The organism is Marinobacterium halophilum, from assembly GCF_003014615.1.
GTDB classification, from domain to species: domain Bacteria; phylum Pseudomonadota; class Gammaproteobacteria; order Pseudomonadales; family Balneatricaceae; genus Marinobacterium; species Marinobacterium halophilum.
The window spans coordinates 1-17,650 of the sequence record NZ_PYGI01000009.1 but is presented as its reverse complement, the minus strand read 5'-3'; the positions used below and the strand labels follow the sequence as shown (position 1 = coordinate 17,650).

20 protein-coding genes are annotated in these 17,650 nt (G+C 57.8%); 13 read left to right on the top strand and 7 right to left on the bottom strand.

Translation table 11 applies throughout. From position 1 onward, the window contains the following. Window positions 1-81 precede the first annotated feature (81 nt). The 3 genes from CLV44_RS07625 to rpmE form a co-directional block, all read right to left on the bottom strand. A complete protein-coding gene (locus tag CLV44_RS07625; RefSeq protein WP_106591524.1) occupies window positions 82-1,326 on the bottom strand; it encodes a malic enzyme-like NAD(P)-binding protein in 1,245 nt (414 codons plus the stop codon). A gap of 99 nt (window positions 1,327-1,425) precedes the next feature. Next, window positions 1,426-2,241: a thermonuclease family protein gene (locus tag CLV44_RS07620; protein ID WP_211298099.1), complete on the bottom strand. Its 816-nt coding sequence runs from the start codon at window positions 2,239-2,241 to the stop codon at window positions 1,426-1,428. Next, entirely contained in the window at window positions 2,225-2,440 is a 216-nt protein-coding gene (gene rpmE / locus CLV44_RS07615; RefSeq protein ID WP_106591523.1) for a 50S ribosomal protein L31, read from the bottom strand. The genes CLV44_RS07620 and rpmE overlap by 17 nt, the downstream gene beginning before the upstream one ends. Window positions 2,441-2,682: 242 nt before the next feature. Between rpmE and CLV44_RS07610 the strand changes: the two genes are divergently transcribed. The 10 genes from CLV44_RS07610 to CLV44_RS07570 all read left to right on the top strand — a co-directional run bounded on the left by CLV44_RS07610 (window position 2,683) and on the right by CLV44_RS07570 (window position 12,230). Next, a complete protein-coding gene (locus CLV44_RS07610; RefSeq protein WP_342748483.1) occupies window positions 2,683-4,884 on the top strand; it encodes a primosomal protein N' in 2,202 nt (733 codons plus the stop codon). A gap of 81 nt (window positions 4,885-4,965) precedes the next feature. Next, on the top strand, window positions 4,966-6,723 hold the full coding sequence (gene argS / locus CLV44_RS07605) for an arginine--tRNA ligase (RefSeq protein WP_106591521.1): 1,758 nt from the start codon (window positions 4,966-4,968) through the stop codon (window positions 6,721-6,723). Window positions 6,724-6,726: 3 nt separating this feature from the next. Continuing rightward, window positions 6,727-7,368 (top strand): SPOR domain-containing protein, encoded by a 642-nt coding sequence (locus CLV44_RS07600; protein WP_106591520.1) that lies wholly within the window; start codon window positions 6,727-6,729, stop codon window positions 7,366-7,368. Window positions 7,369-7,446: 78 nt separating this feature from the next. Further along, window positions 7,447-7,986 carry an ATP-dependent protease subunit HslV gene (hslV, locus tag CLV44_RS07595; protein WP_106591519.1) on the top strand — a complete coding sequence of 180 codons (540 nt, stop codon included), beginning with the start codon at window positions 7,447-7,449 and terminating at the stop codon, window positions 7,984-7,986. Window positions 7,987-7,988: 2 nt separating this feature from the next. Beyond that, entirely contained in the window at window positions 7,989-9,329 is a 1,341-nt protein-coding gene (gene hslU / locus CLV44_RS07590; RefSeq protein WP_106591518.1) for an ATP-dependent protease ATPase subunit HslU, read from the top strand. A 48-nt stretch (window positions 9,330-9,377) separates the two neighbouring features. Beyond that, window positions 9,378-9,758 carry a gamma-butyrobetaine hydroxylase family protein gene (locus CLV44_RS07585; protein WP_106591517.1) on the top strand — a complete coding sequence of 127 codons (381 nt, stop codon included), beginning with the start codon at window positions 9,378-9,380 and terminating at the stop codon, window positions 9,756-9,758. Between the two features lie 71 nt (window positions 9,759-9,829). Continuing rightward, window positions 9,830-10,588: a bifunctional demethylmenaquinone methyltransferase/2-methoxy-6-polyprenyl-1,4-benzoquinol methylase UbiE gene (ubiE, locus tag CLV44_RS07580; RefSeq protein WP_106591516.1), complete on the top strand. Its 759-nt coding sequence runs from the start codon at window positions 9,830-9,832 to the stop codon at window positions 10,586-10,588. Window positions 10,589-10,613: 25 nt separating this feature from the next. After that, window positions 10,614-11,231, top strand: coding sequence for a ubiquinone biosynthesis accessory factor UbiJ (locus CLV44_RS07575; protein ID WP_106591515.1), 618 nt, complete (start codon window positions 10,614-10,616; stop codon window positions 11,229-11,231). Between the two features lie 145 nt (window positions 11,232-11,376). Beyond that, the gene (locus tag CLV44_RS17215) at window positions 11,377-11,847 is read left to right on the top strand and encodes a hypothetical protein (protein WP_146139984.1); all 471 of its coding nucleotides are present in this window, start codon (window positions 11,377-11,379) and stop codon (window positions 11,845-11,847) included. Next, complete coding sequence (locus tag CLV44_RS07570) at window positions 11,841-12,230, top strand: hypothetical protein (protein WP_106591514.1); 390 nt, start codon at window positions 11,841-11,843, stop codon at window positions 12,228-12,230. The genes CLV44_RS17215 and CLV44_RS07570 overlap by 7 nt, the downstream gene beginning before the upstream one ends. Window positions 12,231-12,301: 71 nt before the next feature. Here CLV44_RS07570 and CLV44_RS07565 read toward each other — a convergent pair whose 3' ends face one another. Genes CLV44_RS07565 through CLV44_RS07555 form a run of 3 tightly spaced genes read right to left on the bottom strand, consistent with a single transcriptional unit; the run spans window position 12,302 to window position 14,658 of the window. Continuing rightward, window positions 12,302-12,715 (bottom strand): CopD family protein, encoded by a 414-nt coding sequence (locus CLV44_RS07565; RefSeq protein WP_106591513.1) that lies wholly within the window; start codon window positions 12,713-12,715, stop codon window positions 12,302-12,304. Between the two features lie 29 nt (window positions 12,716-12,744). Next, window positions 12,745-13,416 (bottom strand): fumarylacetoacetate hydrolase family protein, encoded by a 672-nt coding sequence (locus tag CLV44_RS07560; RefSeq protein ID WP_106591512.1) that lies wholly within the window; start codon window positions 13,414-13,416, stop codon window positions 12,745-12,747. Window positions 13,417-13,458: 42 nt separating this feature from the next. After that, complete coding sequence (locus CLV44_RS07555) at window positions 13,459-14,658, bottom strand: MFS transporter (RefSeq protein WP_106591511.1); 1,200 nt, start codon at window positions 14,656-14,658, stop codon at window positions 13,459-13,461. Between the two features lie 106 nt (window positions 14,659-14,764). Here CLV44_RS07555 and CLV44_RS07550 point away from each other — a divergent pair, with 106 nt between their 5' ends. The 3 genes from CLV44_RS07550 (at window position 14,765) to serA (ending at window position 17,433) form a co-directional block, all read left to right on the top strand. Next, a complete protein-coding gene (locus CLV44_RS07550) occupies window positions 14,765-15,652 on the top strand; it encodes a LysR family transcriptional regulator (RefSeq protein WP_106591510.1) in 888 nt (295 codons plus the stop codon). Window positions 15,653-15,726: 74 nt separating this feature from the next. Then, window positions 15,727-16,008, top strand: coding sequence for a pyrimidine/purine nucleoside phosphorylase (gene ppnP / locus CLV44_RS07545; protein ID WP_106591509.1), 282 nt, complete (start codon window positions 15,727-15,729; stop codon window positions 16,006-16,008). A 192-nt stretch (window positions 16,009-16,200) separates the two neighbouring features. Further along, on the top strand, window positions 16,201-17,433 hold the full coding sequence (serA, locus tag CLV44_RS07540; RefSeq protein WP_106591508.1) for a phosphoglycerate dehydrogenase: 1,233 nt from the start codon (window positions 16,201-16,203) through the stop codon (window positions 17,431-17,433). Here serA and CLV44_RS17400 read toward each other — a convergent pair. Beyond that, window positions 17,399-17,650 (bottom strand): hypothetical protein (locus tag CLV44_RS17400; RefSeq protein ID WP_211298098.1); only part of this gene is annotated, 252 nt, incomplete at its 5' end. The genes serA and CLV44_RS17400 overlap by 35 nt on opposite strands.

Here is a 17,650-nt window from a genome sequence, read left to right as displayed (position 1 = left end):
CACAACACAGACACAAAAAAACCGCTGCAGAGCAGCGGTTTTTTTATGTCGACCCGAAGGTCAATTGTTTACAGCGGGCAATTACAGCGGGTAGTTTTCCGGCATCGGCAGACGGGCAACGCCGCTATCGATGGCCGCTTTGGCAACCGCGTAGGAAATTGCACCCAACAGACGTGAGTCAGTTGCTTTCGGCAGGATATATTCGCGGCCGAAGGACAGTTCCTGCAAACCGTATGCGTTCAGCACTTCATCGGTCACCGGCTGCTTGGCCAGGTCGGCCAGAGCACGTACAGCGGCAGCTTTCATCTCTTCGTTGATCGCGCTGGCACGGATATCCAGAGCACCACGGAAGATGAACGGGAAGCCCAGTACGTTATTGACCTGGTTCGGGTAATCCGAACGGCCAGTTGCCATGATCACATCAGAACGGGTCGCACGCGCCAGATCCGGCTTGATTTCAGGATCAGGGTTCGCGCAAGCGAAGACGATCGGGTTGTCCGCCATCTTCAGCAGGTTTTCCGGTGACAGCAGATCAGGACCAGACAGGCCAACAAATACGTCAGCGTCGGTGATTGCGTCTTCCAGAGTACGTTTTTCGGTTTCAGTGGCAAATGCCGCTTTTTCCGGAGTCAGATCTTCGCGACCGGAGTGGATCACACCCTTACGGTCAATCATGAAGATGTTTTCGACCTTGGCACCCATGTTGATCAGCAGTTTCATGCAGGCACTTGCAGCCGCACCAGCACCCAGGCAAACGATCTGGGCTTCGTCCAGTTTTTTGCCTGCGATTTCCAGTGCGTTGATCATGCCGGCAGCGGTCACGATCGCCGTGCCGTGCTGGTCGTCATGGAATACCGGAATGTTGCAGCGTTCGATCAGAACACGCTCAATCTCGAAGCATTCCGGCGCCTTGATGTCTTCCAGGTTGATGCCACCAAAGGTTTCAGCAATACGGGCAACCGTATCGATGAAGGCCTGCGGGCTTTCGGCGTCCACTTCGATATCGATGGAATCGATATTGGCGAAACGCTTGAACAGCAGGGCTTTACCTTCCATCACCGGCTTGGAGGCCAGCGGTCCCAGGTCTCCCAGACCCAGAATGGCAGAACCATTGGAGATCACGGCAACCAGGTTACCTTTGGCAGTGTAGCGATACGCTGCATCAGGATCCTTGGCAATCTCGCGGACCGGCTCGGCCACGCCCGGCGAATATGCCAGGGAAAGATCACGCGAAGTCTCAGCTGCAGTGGAAAGCTCTACACTGATCTTACCCGGACGAGGAAACTCGTGGTAATCGAGGGCGGCTTGTTTGAAATCTTGAGACATGGTTGCTGTTTCCAACTATGGTTGTAAAAAGACGGACTTGCATCATATATAAAAGCCATATCTACAACAACCGTGCTTCAGACGATGTCAATTGCGACTTCAGTCGCCCCGCAAATGGTGTGGATGGGTGATGTTCAAGCGCCAGCGCTGCTGCCCTGAACGCAATACAGATTGGCGTTGCAGACGGTCAACAACCCAGCCTCGCGCCACTATTATCTGACCTTCGCGCCAGTGTTCGGATACCGTTGCCATCACGGATCGAGGCACAAACAGCGCCACTGTTCGATCCAAATCAATATACGTCCCCCGCGCGATCGGGGTCACGCGGGTAATACGCCCACGCACGACTGCAAAACCGGCTGACGCAATCGCTGAGGCCTCGACCGGGGCCTGCTGCCACAGTCGCTGCCGTGCCGACCGCGCCGTTTCTTCGGCGGCAAACAGACAGTCGGCCAGCCGACTATTGGCCCCTACCGCCAGCGCATAACCGAGGCCGCTGCGGACCAACCCTTCTGCGGCCAGCTCGCCATCCGACAAATTTTCATTCGGCAGGTACAGGTGCGCCAACAAGCGCCCATAGCGATCCTGCGACTCGACCCCAGGCAGCAGATACACACGCCGCCCCTGCACTGCGCGCACCAGCCACTGCCTGGCCTGCACGGCAAACGGCTCGTCTGCGCGCCCATCACGCCCCAGCTCCGGCGTGTTAACGCCAATCAGTCGCACCTTTCGGCCATCGCTCAGGCGGACCGTATCACCGTCGTAGACATGGGCAACCGCAGCGGTAAACCCGCCAGGCAAGCGCGGACATTCGGCTGCCGCCAACGGGACGCAAAACGCAGATACAAAAAAGGCACTCGCAATGAGTGCCTTTTTGTATTCGTATGGAAACAGTGACTTATGCCTTGCTGCCACGGTTGCCGAAACGCTGCTTGAAGCGGTCAACACGGCCGCCAGAAGTCGCTTCTTTCTGCTTACCGGTGTAGAACGGGTGACACTGGCTGCATACGTCGACCAGCATGTCCTTGCCCATGGTAGAACGGGTGTTCATCACGTTACCGCAAGAGCAAGTGATAGTAACTTCGTTGTATTCCGGATGGATACCAGCTTTCATCTTAAACCTCGATAAAATTGGCGTGCCGCCACCCGGTCGCATGTTACGCCAGGCACCGCACATTCAATTGTCGGCACTTTCGAATTAAAGCGCCGCCATTTATAGTAACGATCAAGGCGCAAAATTATACGCACCGCAATACCTCTGGGCAAGCGAAAACAGCCATTCCCTGGCGTCACCAAAACCCCTAGACTGCACCCAGGCCCATACCCATTGATCACCCGTCACACAGGATCCGCATCTTGATCTTCCGCGTTGCCATTCCGACTCCGCTGTATCGTCTGTTCGACTACCGCCCGCCCGTCTACGAGACCCGCGTCGCACAGCCGGGCTGTCGGGTGCGGGTGCCCTTTGGTCGCCGGGAAGTGATTGGCATTCTGCTCACGTTGGAACAGGACAGCGAACTGCCGCTGGACAAGCTGAAACCGGCGCTCGAGCTGCTCGACGAACAACCGGTACTGACCCCTGATCTGTTCACACTGACAACCTGGGCCGCCCAATATTATCAACACCCGGTCGGCGATGCCCTGCAGCAAGCCCTGCCGGTGCTGTTGCGTCAGGGCCAGCCCGCCCGCTTCCAGCATCAAACCCTGTGGCGCGCCGCAGCCGATGCGTCCCTGGATAGCCTGTCGAGTCGCGCCGGTCGCCAGCGCGAACTGCTGACCCTGCTGCAGGAGCATCCGCAAGGCATCAGCACCGATGCCCTGCGGGCAGAGGGCGGCAATCCGGCACTGCTGAAAACCCTGGCCGAGAAAAATCTTGCCGTTGCGTTCGAACACATCCCTGCGCTGCCCGGTGCCGATGCCGGCACCGAGATCCTGCGTGAAGCGCCGCTGACCCTGCATGACGAACAGCATCAGGCGGTGACGGCGGTCCAGAATGCGCAGGGCTTCAGCCCGATTCTGCTGGAAGGGGTTACCGGCTCCGGCAAAACCGAAGTCTATCTGCAGGCGATCCAGCGCTGCCTGGAACACGGCAAGCAGGCGCTGATCCTGGTACCGGAGATCGGCCTGACCCCGCAGACCATCGCCCGCTTCAAGGCGCGTTTCCGGGTGCCTGTACTGGCGCTGCATTCCGGACTGACTGACCGCCAACGTCTTGATGCCTGGCTGTGGGCGCGCGAGGGCAGCGCCCGTATCCTGATCGGTACCCGCTCCGCCATTTTCACACCGCTGAAATCACCCGGGCTTATCATCATTGATGAAGAACATGACGGCTCGTTCAAACAGCAGGATGGTTTCCGCTATCACGCCCGCGACCTGGCGATCTATCGAGCACGGGCGCACAACATCCCGATCCTGCTCGGCAGCGCAACGCCGTCACTGGAAAGCCTGAACAACGCCCTCAGCGGCCGCTATCAGCATCTGCGCCTGACCCGACGCGCCGGGAATGCACAACCGCCACGCTTTGAGCTGCTCGATATTCGCCAACAGGCACTGGATGCGGGACTGTCCACGCCCCTGTTGCAACGTATTCAGCAGCACCTGGCTCAAGGGACTCAGGTGCTGCTGTTCATCAACCGACGCGGTTTTGCTCCGGCGTTGATCTGTCACGACTGCGGCACGCCGTTCGACTGCACCCGCTGCGATGCACGCATGACCCTGCATCGCCAGCCGCCACACCTGCATTGCCACCACTGCGACCGGCAAACCCCGATTCCCCGTGCCTGCACCCATTGCGGCAGCACCCAGCTGCGCCCTGCCGGCAGCGGCACCGAACGGGTCGAGGACCGACTCCACGTGCATTTCCCTGACACTCCGATCATCCGAGTCGACCGAGACAGCACCCAGCGCAAGGATGCACTGAACAAGATCATGGCTCAGGTCCATACCGGCGAGCCGTGTATTCTGGTCGGCACCCAGATGCTGGCCAAAGGCCACCACTTCCCGAAAGTGACACTGGTGGCCGTTCTTGATGCTGATGCAGGTCTGTTCAGCGCGGATTTTCGCGGCATGGAAAAAACCGCCCAGCTGATTCTGCAGGTGGCCGGTCGCGCCGGTCGCGCCGATCACCCCGGCGAAGTCCTGCTGCAGACGTTCAATGCCGAGCATCCAATGCTGAATACACTGGTCCACGCCGGCTACGATGCCTTTGCCCGTGAAGAGCTGCGCCTGCGCCGTGGTGGCCACCTGCCGCCTTTTGCCTACCACACCCTGATTCGGGCCGAAGCCAGCCACCAGGGGCTGGCCGAAAACGTACTGCTCAGCGTGCGCGAACTGGCCAGCAAGCAACACATGTTGCCTGCCGACGTGCAGTGCATCGGCCCCTTTCCTTCGTTAATGGAGAAGCGCGCAGGCCTGTTCCGCGCCCAGTTGCTGCTGCAGGCCGGGCAACGCAAGCCGCTGCATCAGGCATTGGCCGTACTGATCAGGCTCCTGCAGACACACCCGGAAGCACGCCGAGTACGCTGGACCCTGGATGTGGACCCGATCGACAGCTACTGATTGGCAATTGACCACCGCTGCATCGTATAATGGTGGGTTTATTGCATCCTTCTGATCTTCACTTCCAGCCAGAGTACCCCAATGAAAGAACAGATTGCCCAGTTGATCGCAGCGGCGCTTGAAACCCTGGTCGCAGACGGCACCCTGCCCGCCGACATCACGCCCAACATCCAGGTGGACAACACCCGCGACAAGGCCCATGGCGACTTTGCCTGCAACATTGCCCTGACTCTGGCTAAACCGGCCCGACGCAATCCGCGTGAACTGGCCCAGCAGCTGTGCGCAGCGCTGCCGGCCTCCGCCAACGTCGAGAAAACCGAGATTGCAGGCCCCGGCTTCATCAATTTCTTTGTCACCCAGGCGTCCACCTTTGCCGTCATCGGTGACATTCTGGCGCAGGGCGACAACTTCGGTCGCGGCACCCCCAATTCCGGCAAGCGGGTACAGGTGGAGTTCGTCTCCGCCAACCCGACCGGCCCGCTGCACGTGGGTCACGGCCGTGGCGCGGCATACGGCGCGACCGTTGCCGACCTGCTTGAGGCCGCTGGCCTTGAAGTCGAACGCGAGTACTACGTCAACGACGCCGGTCGGCAGATGAACATCCTCGCCACCAGTGTCTGGCTGCGCTGCCTGGAACTGCACGATCAGGTTCTGACTTTCCCCAGTAATGGTTATCAGGGCTTCTACATCCGCGATATCGCCCACGACCTGATCAAGGAACACGGCGACCGCCTGAACCGTCCGGTTGCCGATGTCTTTGCCGACATCCCGGCCGACGAACCTGCCGGTGGCGATAAAGAACAGCATATTGATGCCCTGATCGAACGCGCCCAACAGCTGCTGGGCGACGATTATGAGCATGTCTTCAATGCCGGTCTGAACTCGATCCTGGCCGATATCCGCGAAGACCTCGGTGAATTCGGCGTCAACTACCAGGAATGGTTCTCCGAACGCTCGCTGACCCACAGTGGCGACGTCGATCGCGCGCTGGAGCAGCTGGAAGCCAAAGGCTTCCTGTACGAGCAGGAAGGCAATATCTGGTTCCGCTCTACCGATTTCGGTGACGACAAGGACCGCGTGGTCAAGCGCGCCAATGGCCAGACGACCTACTTCGCGTCTGACATCGCCTACCACATGAACAAGTTCGAGCGCGGCTTCGACCAAGTCATCAACATCTGGGGTGCCGATCACCACGGCTACATCACCCGTGTCAAAGCCGCCATTCAGGCCATGGGCTACGATCCGGAAAAACTGGTGGTGCGTCTGGTCCAGTTCGCCATTCTCTACCGCGGTGAAGAGCGCGTGCAGATGTCGACCCGTTCCGGCTCGTTCGTCACCCTGCGCGAACTGCGTCAGGAAGTGGGCAACGATGCCTGCCGCTTCTTCTACGTGACCCGCAAGGCGGATCAGCACATGGATTTCGATCTGGAGCTGGCCAAGTCTGCCTCCAAGGACAACCCTGTGTACTACATCCAGTACGCCCACGCCCGTGTCTGCTCGGTTCTGCGCAAGCTGGAAAGCGAGAGCATGGCCTGGGATCAGGCTGCCGGCCTGGCCGCTCTGGAGCGTCTGGAAAGCGAAACCGAGACCGACCTGGTGAAACAGTTGGGCAAATACCCGGAAGTTTTGCACAACGCCGCGCTCAACTTCGAACCGCACATGCTGTCCAACTATCTGCGTGATCTGGCCGGTGATTTCCACACCTGGTACAACGGCCACAAACTGATCATCGACGATGTCGAGCTGCGCAACGCACGCCTGACCCTGAGCGTTGCCGTGCGTCAGGTCCTGGCCAACGGCCTGAAACTGCTGGGCGTATCCGCACCGGAGCAGATGTAACCGATGGCCAAGCAGGACTTTGCCCGCAAGCGCCGCAGCGGCAACAGCGCCAGTCGCAAACCGGCACGTCCGGCACCGCGACAGCCCGCCCCCAAGCGGGCGGCTCCGCCGCCGCGTCGGCGCACGCCCTGGGGACTGTTGCTGGCAACGCCACTGGTACTGGGCGGCTTCGGCTACCTGCTGTATACCCTGCTGCAGACGCCTCCCGCCGCCCCGGCGGCGAGCGTCACTCCCGGTGCCACCTCGGCAAAGCTTGCACCGGCTCCCACGCCAACGCCCAAGCCCAAGCCGGTAGCCGCGCCAGAACCGAAACAGAGCAAGTTCGAGTTCTACGAGATGCTGCCGAAAACGGAAGTGGTCGCGCCCAAGGTGGATGTGTATAAATCCACCCCCAAGGACGCCAAGATGGAACATCTTTATCTGCTCCAGGCCGGTTCCTTCCGTGACCCCGGTGATGCCGAACGCATGCGTGCCAAGCTCATCCTGCAGGGCTTCCCCGGTGTGCGCAGCGACCGCTCGGAAGGCAGCAACGGTACCTGGTACCGCGTCCGCATCGGGCCATTCGACAACAAAACCCAGATGAACCTGGCCCGCAACAAACTGGGCAAGCTCAATATCATCCCCATGCCGATCCGGATCGATTGATCCGGACACCCCCCTTGAAAATCCTGCCGGTGGCATCCATATCTGTACCCATTATCGGACCGATGGGATTTTTCTGTTATGACAACAATTGTTTCCGTACGCCGTGGTGATCAGGTCGTCGTCGGCGGTGATGGCCAGGTTTCACTGGGCAACACCGTAATGAAAGGCAGCGCCAAGAAGGTCAACATGCTGCCCAAACACCAGGTTATCACCGGTTTTGCCGGCAGCACCGCCGATGCCATTACCCTGCGCGACCTGTTTGAACAGCAGCTCGACAAGCATCAGGGCAACATCGTCAACGCCGTGATCCATCTGGCCCGTGAATGGCGCTCCGACCGCGTCTTGCGCCGTCTTGAGGCGTTGATGCTGGTCGCCAACCATGAAAAAACCTACCTGATTTCCGGCAACGGCGATGTCATCGAGCCTGAAGATGGCGTCATCGCCATCGGTTCCGGCGGCAATTTTGCCCTGGCAGCAGCCCGTGCGCTGGTCGACAACACCGAACTGAGCGCCCACGAAATCGTTGAGAAGAGTCTGCACATTGCCGCCGGCATCTGCGTCTTCACCAACAACAACCTGACCATCGAAACTCTGGCGAACAGCCGCGAGGAGAGCTGAACATGTCCAATATGACCCCCCGCGAGATCGTGCACGAACTCAACCGCCACATCATCGGTCAGGACGATGCCAAGCGTTCCGTCGCCATTGCGCTGCGTAACCGCTGGCGTCGCATGCAGCTCGATGCCGAGCTGCGCCCGGAAGTGACCCCGAAGAACATCCTGATGATCGGCCCGACCGGTGTCGGCAAGACCGAGATTGCCCGTCGACTGGCCAAGCTCGCCAACGCGCCGTTCATCAAGGTGGAAGCGACCAAGTTTACTGAAGTCGGTTATGTCGGCCGCGACGTGGAAACCATCGTCCGCGACCTGATGGAAATGGCGGTCAAGCTGGTACGTGAACAGGCGATGGGGCAAGTCCGCTTCCGTGCCGAAGAAGCGGCCGAAGAGCGCATCCTCGATGCCCTGCTGCCACCGGCACGGCCGATCGGTTCCCACTCTGAAGATGAGCCGAGCAAGACCGACAGCGCCACCCGTCAGATCTTCCGCAAGAAGCTGCGCGAAGGCCAGCTGGACGACAAGGAGATCGAGATCGAGGTTTCCCAGCAGCCGATGGGCGTCGAAATCATGGCCCCTCCGGGCATGGAAGAGATGACCAGCCAGCTGCAGAACATGTTTTCCAACATGGGTCAGGAACGCAAAAAGACCCAGCGTCTGAAGGTTAAGGACGCGTTCAAGCTGCTCACCGACGAAGAAGCGGCTGCCCTGGTCAAGGATGAAGAGACCAAGCAGAAAGCGGTCGAGATGGTGGAACAGAACGGTATCGTCTTCCTCGACGAAATCGACAAGGTGTGCAAGCGTGGCGACAACAGCGGTGGCGGCGATGTCTCCCGCGAAGGCGTCCAGCGCGACCTGCTGCCATTGATCGAAGGCTGCACCGTCAGCACCAAATACGGCATGGTCAAGACCGACCACATCCTGTTCATCGCCTCCGGTGCCTTCCATCTGGCGCGCCCGTCAGACCTGATTCCCGAGCTGCAGGGCCGTCTGCCGATCCGCGTTGAACTGAACGCGCTGACACCGGACGACTTCCGTCGCATCCTGACCGAACCGAAAGCGTCGCTGACCGAACAGTACCGTGCGCTGCTGGCCACTGAAGGTGTCAGCGTCGAGTTCACCGACGATGGCATCGCCCGCATCGCCGAACTGGCCTATCAGGTCAACGAAAAGACCGAGAATATCGGTGCCCGTCGCCTGCACACCATGATGGAACGTCTGCTGGAGGAACTCTCCTACGCCGCCGCTGACAAGTCCGGTGAAACCGTGCAGGTCGATGCTGCGTATGTGAATTCACAGTTGAACGAACTGAGTCAGGACGAGGATCTGAGTCACTACATCCTCTGATCCCTAATACCGCCGGGACACAGGTCCCGGCTCCGCTGGAGCCCAACCATGAACCTTCAGGTTCCCCTGCCCTCCGATATTCGCCTGCACCTCAAGTCCCGTACCCTGGAGCTGGTTTACGCCGACGGCAACTTCGAGCTGACCGCTGAATTCCTGCGCGTACACTCGCCCTCGGCCGAAGTCCGTGGCCACGGTATCGGCAATGGCGTGCTACAAACCGGCAAACGCCATGTCGGCCTCAAGGGCGTCGAACCGGCCGGCAACTATGCACTCAAGATCAGCTTTGACGACGGTCATGACTCCGGGCTCTATACTTGGGAATACCTGCATGATCTGGCGCATAATCAAGCCGATTACTGGCAACGCTATCTGGATCAACTAGCCGCTGCCGGCGCTTCGCGTGACAACGGATTGATCGCCCGCGGCTAAGGCCGAATGCGACAAATGCCGGGGCGCAGAGTAGAATGCCCTCATCGAGAACAACAGTCGGACAGAGAATAATGTCAGAGCAGAACGGGAAGAAAACCACTCACTTCGGCTATCAGGACGTACCGGTCGAGGAGAAGGTCAAACGCGTCGCCGATGTCTTCCACTCGGTGGCAGGCAAATACGATCTGATGAATGACCTCATGTCCGGCGGCATCCACCGTCTGTGGAAGCGGCTCACCATCGACCAGAGCGGTGTACGCCGTGGCCACAAGGTGCTGGATATTGCCGGCGGCACCGGCGATCTGACGCGCAAGTTCGCGCGCATGGTCGGCCCCGAAGGCAAGGTCGTACTGGCCGATATCAACGACTCCATGCTCAAGGTCGGGCGCGACAAGCTGCTCAACTCCGGCGTGGCCGGCAACGTGGAATACGTGCAGGCCAACGCCGAATGCCTGCCGTTCGCCAGCAACACCTTTGACGTGATCACCATCGCCTTTGGCCTGCGTAACGTCACCGACCAGAATGCGGCCATCGCCTCCATGCTGCGTGTCCTCAAGCCCGGCGGCAAGCTGATGATTCTGGAATTCTCCAAGACCGACAACCCGGCACTGACCAAACTGTACGATTTCTATTCGTTCAACATTCTGCCGCAGATGGGCAAGGTGATTGCCGGTGATGCCGAGAGTTACCGTTATCTGGCCGAGTCGATCCGCAAGCATCCCGACCAGGAAACCCTGAAGGGAATGATGGAACAGGCCGGTTTCGTCAACTGCCGTTATCAGAACATGACCGGCGGTGTCGTCGCCCTGCACACCGGCATCAAGCCCTGACCCTCAAGCCGACAGGAGCATCGCCATGGCCACCGGAATGATCAATGCCACCCTGCTGACCCTCGCCGAGGCCAGCCTCAACCGGGTGCTGGCACGGGATCCGGTGACGCTGGCGCGTCTGGGTGAACTGGCTGGCCGCGAAATCCGCATCGACTGCACCCAACCGGAATGCCATCTGTTTCTGTTACCCCATGCTCGCGGCATCGACCTGCTGGCACAAAGCGCCGGTACGCCCGATGCCTGCCTGCGCGGCTCGGCACTGAACCTGATGCGCCTGCCCTCGGCCGGCAATGCCGTGCTGTTCGGCCAGGGAGTGGAGCTGGAAGGTGACAGCGGCCTGGTTCACCGGCTGCAACAGATTCTGGCCGATAGCCAGATCGACTGGGAAGGCTGGCTGGGTGACCTGATCGGTGATACCGCCGCCCACCCGCTAGCCAACCTGCTGCGCTCCGCCCGCCACCAGCTGCGCCACGGCAGCAGCAGTTTTATCCACAGCCTGGAGGAATACCTGCACGAGGAAGCGCGCCTGCTGCCGACGCAGGTCGAAATCGACATCTGGCAGGAAGAAGTGGAAGAGCTACGCGATGCTACCGACAGACTTGCGGCACGAGTTGACCGCCTTTCAAATACCAAAAAAAAATAAGCTTTCGTACATTCCGCAATCGTATACTAATTTGATTTTCAAAAAGAAGGGGTTTCAGGTTTATAATCACCAAAAATACCGGCGGTACTTTTAATATAATCAATGGTATTTAAGTATCATACAAACATTAAAAAGGGATTGTTGAATGAGTATTACATTAGGCATATACAGCAATGTAGCCGGTGACAAAAGCGATTTTACTAGTGGCCACTCTTGGATTACAGTAACGCGTAATAGTATAACCACTGCGTACGGGTTATGGCCTGACAATCATCCTAGAACTCTAGATAACGGCAGAGGCTCTGATATAATAATTGGCCTCGAAGGTACAAGGTTCCCTTCAGCTAGCCGTTTTTTTAAATTAAATAAGAAAAAATCCCTAATACTCGAGCTTGAGTTAAAGAAGAACATTGGTTGGCGCTATACAAACACCTGTGCATCTTGGGCTTCTGATGTATTATCCACAGTTACAGGGATTGATATTGATGCAGATGACTGGGCGGGGTTTGAAACACCTCGTGAGCTAGGTGAGCATATCAACGAGCTCGAGAGAACACATCCGACATCTCTTGTGCAGCCTAAAATACCAAACAATAATGACTCTTCCTCATGGTAAAGTTAAATATTTTTTTTGCGATTATCATCTCTTTTATAACAACTAGCTGCATAGCGGATGAAAAAGAAAAAATTAAATACGATTTATCACAGCTGAATAATTTTAGTTATACAAAAAAAGATAAAAGTATACATATAAAATACCAACCAACATTAGAAAGCTTGTATTTTTCACCCGGGATTAATATTCATATAGAAAATGAAAAAATCATTCTAGAAGTGTTACGTTGCAATGTAAACAAAGAATGCAAACCGGATTTAAAATCGGAATATGATGACCAAGGCTATGCTAATGTAGTTATCACTCAAAATTATGATACTGGAAAAATATTCATTTCAGGCGATCGTGAAGAAATAGCCTTGGATCAACTTAATCAACCTTGATAATTAAGGATCCCCGAAAATAAAAAGGAAGTGCAGAAAAGTCTGTCTGTACTTCCTTTAAAGCTGTCCTGTTAGAAAGGCTTCACCACCACAAAGATCAGAATCGGAATGAAGATCAGTAACGGCAGTTCGTTATACAAACGGAAGTAGCGACCGCTGCGACTCAGTTCCCCACGCTGCATCTGCTGCAGATACGCCCGGCACCAGAAATGGAAGCCGATCAGCAAGGCCACAAACAACAGCTTGGCATGCAGCCAGCCGCCGCTGAAACTGTAGCCCAGCCACAGCCAAAGCCCCAGCCCCAGCGTAAACACCGCCATGATGGTCATGAAGCCGTACAGCTTGCGCGCCATGATTTCCAGCCGAGCCACATCCTGCCCCGCTTCACGGCCTTCCACATAATGCACGAAGATCCGTGGCAAATAGAAAATCCCGGCCATCCAGCTGGTCATGGCCAGAATGTGCAGCATTTTATACCAGAGCATTGCGTCCCCTTGTCGGTACAACCCGTACCTTAATCCGTTTGTTGAACAGCGGTTTCGACCCGCAGCAGGTCAACCAGTTCCACCCGCAACTGGTCACCCGGCTGAACCGGCCCGACGCCTGCGGGTGTGCCGGTCAGCACCACATCGCCCGGTTCCAGCGTGAACCAGTGACTGGCATAGGCCAACAGCTTGAGCACCGGCGTCAGCATCTGCGCCGAGTTGCCATCCTGACGGGTTTCACCGTTCACGGTTAAACGAATCTGCACATTGGCCAGATCATTCACCGATGCCGGTGACAGAAACGCCGACAGCGGGCAGGCCCCATCAAAACACTTGGACTTCTCCCAAGGTTGGCCCTTCTGCTTGAGCTGGTCCTGAACCTCACGCAGGGTCAGATCCAGCCCCAGACCAATACCGGCAATGGCATGCATCACGCGTGACTCATCAGCATTTTTGAGCGTTTCACCGACCAGGATCGCCATCTCGGTCTCGAAATGCACCGCGCCCCGATCGGTCGGCACGGTGAACGGCTGCTCCATCGGCACCACCGAGGTGGCGGGCTTGATGAACAGAATCGGCTCTTTGGGGATCGGGTTATTCAGCTCAAGGGCGTGGTCGGCATAGTTGCGGCCGATACAGACCACCTTGCCCAATGGCAGATCCAGCTTGCTGCCATCGGCGTTGCGGTGTTGATATGACATGTCGACTCTCCTGAAGGCGGGTATTGTCAACAGTTTAACAGATCATCCCGCGACCGTGACCGACCGACGCTGCTGTAACCGGTACAGCGCAAGACTCAAACCCAGCGTCAACAACAGCACCAGCAGCGAACCGATGACGACACCGTTCCAGGCCTGCCACTCCCAGAACGGATGCAGGTAAAAGCCACCGGTACTCGCCCCCGTGTAGTAGAACAGCAGGTACAGCGAGGACGCACTGGCACGGGCATGATGGGCATTCTGACTGACCCAGCTGCTGGCACTGGAATGGGCAAAGAAAAACCCGAAACTGTTGACCAGAAAGCCGAGCACAATCAGCCACAACTCCGTTGACAGCGTCAGCACCGTGCCGGTCATCAGCACCAGCACGCCCAGCGCCATGCACAGTGGCTGAGCCAGCCGCTGCCCGACCTTACCGGCAATTGCCGACCCCACGGTACCGGACAGATAGGTCAGAAACAGCATCCCCAGCACACGGGTCGGCAGGTTATAGGGCGCGTCAGCCAACACAAAGGTGATATAGCTGTACTGATTAATGAAGATAAAGAAGTTGAAGCCGCCGATCAAATAGGCCAGCAACAACACCGGATTGCGCAGATGGCTTCCCAAGTCTGCCAGCATCCGCCGCGGCTTCAGCGGTTGCGGCCGGAAGTTCTTCGAGGCCGGTAACATCAGCGCAAACACCAGCAGACAGACCACGCTGAGCAGGGTCATCACCATGAACGCCTGCGACCAGCCCAGCCAGTCGCCAACAAAACCGCCAATCAATCGCCCGCTAATGCCGCCCAGACTGTTGCCACCGATATAAAGCCCCACGGCCAACAGCATCGCCGGACGCTCGAACTCATCCCCCATCCAGGCGATGGCGATGGCAGGCAATCCCGCCAGCAACACGCCCTGTACTGCCCGCAGCACCAGCATGCCGGTGTAACTGTCGGTCTGCGACAGCAGCAGCGTGACCAGTGTCGCACCGCTCATGGTCAGCAGCATGATCCAGCGCCGCCCCAACGCATCGGACAGCGGCCCCCAGATCAGCAACGACAGCCCCAGCGTCAACGTGGTGACCGTGAAGGTCCAGCCCGCCTGCAGTGCCGACACCTCGAAGGTCTGTGCCAGCATCGGCAACAGCGGCTGGGTGATATACACATTGGCGAAGATCATGAACGACCCCAGGCACAACGCCAGCGTGGCGCGCCAAAAAGTGGAACTGCCGGATGTAATCATCGAGACACCTGAACACAATAAGAAGGGGGAAACTGGCGAGACAATAGCAGCCCCATTAGAATCATTAAAATATATAGTTTTTATCTAACCCATCAATAAGGTTGATATGGATATTCGCAGCCTGCGTTATTTTCTGATGGTCGCCGATCAGGGCGGCTTTACCGCTGCCGCCGAGCAACTGCATATCGCCCAGCCTGCGGTCAGCATGGCGATCCGCAAGCTGGAACAGACGCTGGACTTGCCGCTGTTCAATCGCCACGAACGCCGGGTCACCCTGACCGACGAGGGCGAGGTTCTGGCCCGCCACGCCCGCCTGATTCTGCAGGCCGTAGCCGATGCCGAACGTGAAGTACGCGAACTTCATGCCCTCGAGCGCGGCGAAGTCAGGATCGGTATTCCCAGCATGCTCGGTTCCTACTACTTCCCACCGATCCTGATGGCTTTCCGCCACCGCTATCCCGGCGTACGCCTGGAAGTGATCGAGGCCGGTACCCGCAAAATCCAGACGATGATCCATCGGGGTGACATCGATATGGGCGTCATTGTCACCGATACGCCACCGACTGATCTGGAAACCCACCGCTTCCTGCAGGATCAGATGATGGCCATTCTCCCGGCCGACCATGCGCTCGCGAAGGCTGATACCATCAGCTACGACGCATTCTTCGCTGAAGAACTGGTGTTATTCAAGGAGGGCTATTTCCACCGCGAAGTGATCGACCGTATCAGCGAAGAGGTCGGTGTGACCCCGAACATCGGCTTCGAAACCAACCTGATTCCGTTGATCAAACAGATCGTCGCCCACGACTACGGCATCACCACGCTGTTGAAAATGGTGGTGGCCGACGACCCGGCATTGGTGGCGGTACCCTTCACCGTGCCCGTTTGGCTGGACCTGTCACTGGCCTGGCGCAAGGGGCACCGGTTATCCCGCGCCAACCAGACCTTTGTCGATCTGGTACTGGAACAGGCCCCCGCCAGCCACAGCAGATGACAGCCATCGGTCCCCGGATTATGATGCGGGTCCCGATATCACGGCCATCATGGCCCCTGCTGCAAGGAGAGCCCATGCTCAGCACCAATACCTACTTCGACGGGAAAGTCGTCTCCATCGCCTTTGAAACCCCGGAAGGTCCGGCGACCTCTGGCGTCATGCTCCCGGGTGAATTCACCTTCGGCACCAGCCAGAACGAGCGCATGATCGTCACCGCCGGTCAGCTGACCGTGCGCCTGCCAGGCAGTGAAGAGTGGACTGCTTTCCCTGCCGGTACCGAATTCAACATCACCGCCGGTGATTCGTTCGACGCCCGCATTGAAACTCCGACCGCCTACCTCTGCTACTACAGCTAAGCGCGCCCGATACTGCAGGGCTGACCCCACCTCGGCCCTCAACTTGGCTTCTGTTCACGCCAAGCTGAATATTTTTCCGCGCTGCAACGCTGTGTAGCCCAAACACTTAATCGAGTTTGTGCTAGACTTGCCAACCTCAAATTTCCCCTGGCTGGACGAGTTTCCGCCCAGCTGCAGCATGAGTCGCAGAAGATGAGCAAAACTACTTCTCTGGATAAGAGCAAGATCAGAATTCTGTTGCTGGAAGGCGTGCACCAGTCCGCGATCGACACGCTAAACGCGCAGGGCTACACCAACATCGAATTCCACACCGGTTCCCTGCCGGAAGAGGAGCTGATCGAAAAAGTTCGTGACGTCCACTTCATCGGCATCCGTTCACGTACCCAGTTGACCCGTCAGGTGTTCGAAGCGGCCGAGAAGCTGGTTGCCGTAGGCTGCTTCTGCATCGGCACCAACCAGGTGGACCTGCAGGCCGCAACCGAAGGCGCCGTCGCCGTATTCAACGCGCCCTACTCCAACACCCGTTCTGTCGCTGAGCTGGTGCTGGCCGAAGCAATCATTCTGCTGCGTGGCGTAGCGGAAAAGAATGCCAAGGCACACCGTGGCGAATGGCAGAAGAGCGCCAAGAACTCCTACGAAATCCGTGGCAAGAAACTGGGTATCGTCGGTTACGGCAGCATCGGCTCCCAGCTGAGCGTGCTGGCCGAAGGCCTGGGCATGGATGTCTACTTCTACGACGTCATCACCAAGCTGCCGCTGGGCAACGCCAAGCAGGTCAGCTCCATGCCGGAACTGCTAGGCATGTGCGACATCGTCACCCTGCACGTACCGGAAACCGCTGCGACCCAGAACATGATGGGCGCAACCCAGTTCGATCAGATCAAACAGGATGCCATCTTCATCAACGCTGCCCGTGGCACCGTGGTGGACATTGATGCCCTGTGCGAAGCGCTGAAAAGCAACAAGATCCTGGGTGCCGCCATCGACGTATTCCCGGTCGAGCCGCGCAGCAACAACGACGAATTCATCAGCCCGCTGCGTGAATTCGACAATGTGATCCTGACCCCGCACGTCGGTGGCTCCACTATGGAAGCCCAGGAAAACATTGGCTACGAAGTGGCAGAAAAACTGGTCAAGTACAGCGACAACGGCTCGTCCATCACCTCCGTGAACTTCCCGGAAGTGGCGCTGCCGGAACACCCGAACAAGCACCGTCTGCTGCACGTACACGAGAACATTCCGGGCGTACTCTCCCAGATCAACACCGTGTTCTCCGAGAACGGTATCAATATCTCCGGTCAGTACCTGCAGACCAACGAGACCGTTGGCTATGTAGTCATCGACGTTGACGCCGACTACTCCAAGCTGGCACTGGAAAAACTGCAGCAGGTCAACGGCACCATCCGCTGCCGCCGCCTGTTCTGATTACCGTCCCTGCACGACCAATAAATCCGGAATCCATCATCAGGATTCCGGATTTTTTATGCGCGCAATTCAGGCCAGCACCGCTCCCAGACACTGACCGATAACGAGCATCCTCCCTCTCCGCTCCGGTTTTTTTCATTTTCTTTCGTTTCAGCCCCGTTTTGTATCCTTTTTGTATCCTCCTCGGCATTACCCTGTCCGTCTTTATATCTGTTGA

Coding starts and splice junctions, on each gene's coding strand:
- CLV44_RS07625 (WP_106591524.1), bottom strand. CDS start 1,326: ATGTCTCAAGATTTCAAACAAGCCGCCCTCGATTACCACGAGTTTCCT.
- rpmE (WP_106591523.1), bottom strand. CDS start 2,440: ATGAAAGCTGGTATCCATCCGGAATACAACGAAGTTACTATCACTTGC.
- argS (WP_106591521.1), top strand. CDS start 4,966: ATGAAAGAACAGATTGCCCAGTTGATCGCAGCGGCGCTTGAAACCCTG.
- CLV44_RS07600 (WP_106591520.1), top strand. CDS start 6,727: ATGGCCAAGCAGGACTTTGCCCGCAAGCGCCGCAGCGGCAACAGCGCC.
- hslV (WP_106591519.1), top strand. CDS start 7,447: ATGACAACAATTGTTTCCGTACGCCGTGGTGATCAGGTCGTCGTCGGC.
- hslU (WP_106591518.1), top strand. CDS start 7,989: ATGTCCAATATGACCCCCCGCGAGATCGTGCACGAACTCAACCGCCAC.
- CLV44_RS07585 (WP_106591517.1), top strand. CDS start 9,378: ATGAACCTTCAGGTTCCCCTGCCCTCCGATATTCGCCTGCACCTCAAG.
- ubiE (WP_106591516.1), top strand. CDS start 9,830: ATGTCAGAGCAGAACGGGAAGAAAACCACTCACTTCGGCTATCAGGAC.
- CLV44_RS07575 (WP_106591515.1), top strand. CDS start 10,614: ATGGCCACCGGAATGATCAATGCCACCCTGCTGACCCTCGCCGAGGCC.
- CLV44_RS17215 (WP_146139984.1), top strand. CDS start 11,377: ATGAGTATTACATTAGGCATATACAGCAATGTAGCCGGTGACAAAAGC.
- CLV44_RS07570 (WP_106591514.1), top strand. CDS start 11,841: ATGGTAAAGTTAAATATTTTTTTTGCGATTATCATCTCTTTTATAACA.
- CLV44_RS07565 (WP_106591513.1), bottom strand. CDS start 12,715: ATGCTCTGGTATAAAATGCTGCACATTCTGGCCATGACCAGCTGGATG.
- CLV44_RS07560 (WP_106591512.1), bottom strand. CDS start 13,416: ATGTCATATCAACACCGCAACGCCGATGGCAGCAAGCTGGATCTGCCA.
- CLV44_RS07555 (WP_106591511.1), bottom strand. CDS start 14,658: ATGATTACATCCGGCAGTTCCACTTTTTGGCGCGCCACGCTGGCGTTG.
- CLV44_RS07550 (WP_106591510.1), top strand. CDS start 14,765: ATGGATATTCGCAGCCTGCGTTATTTTCTGATGGTCGCCGATCAGGGC.
- ppnP (WP_106591509.1), top strand. CDS start 15,727: ATGCTCAGCACCAATACCTACTTCGACGGGAAAGTCGTCTCCATCGCC.
- serA (WP_106591508.1), top strand. CDS start 16,201: ATGAGCAAAACTACTTCTCTGGATAAGAGCAAGATCAGAATTCTGTTG.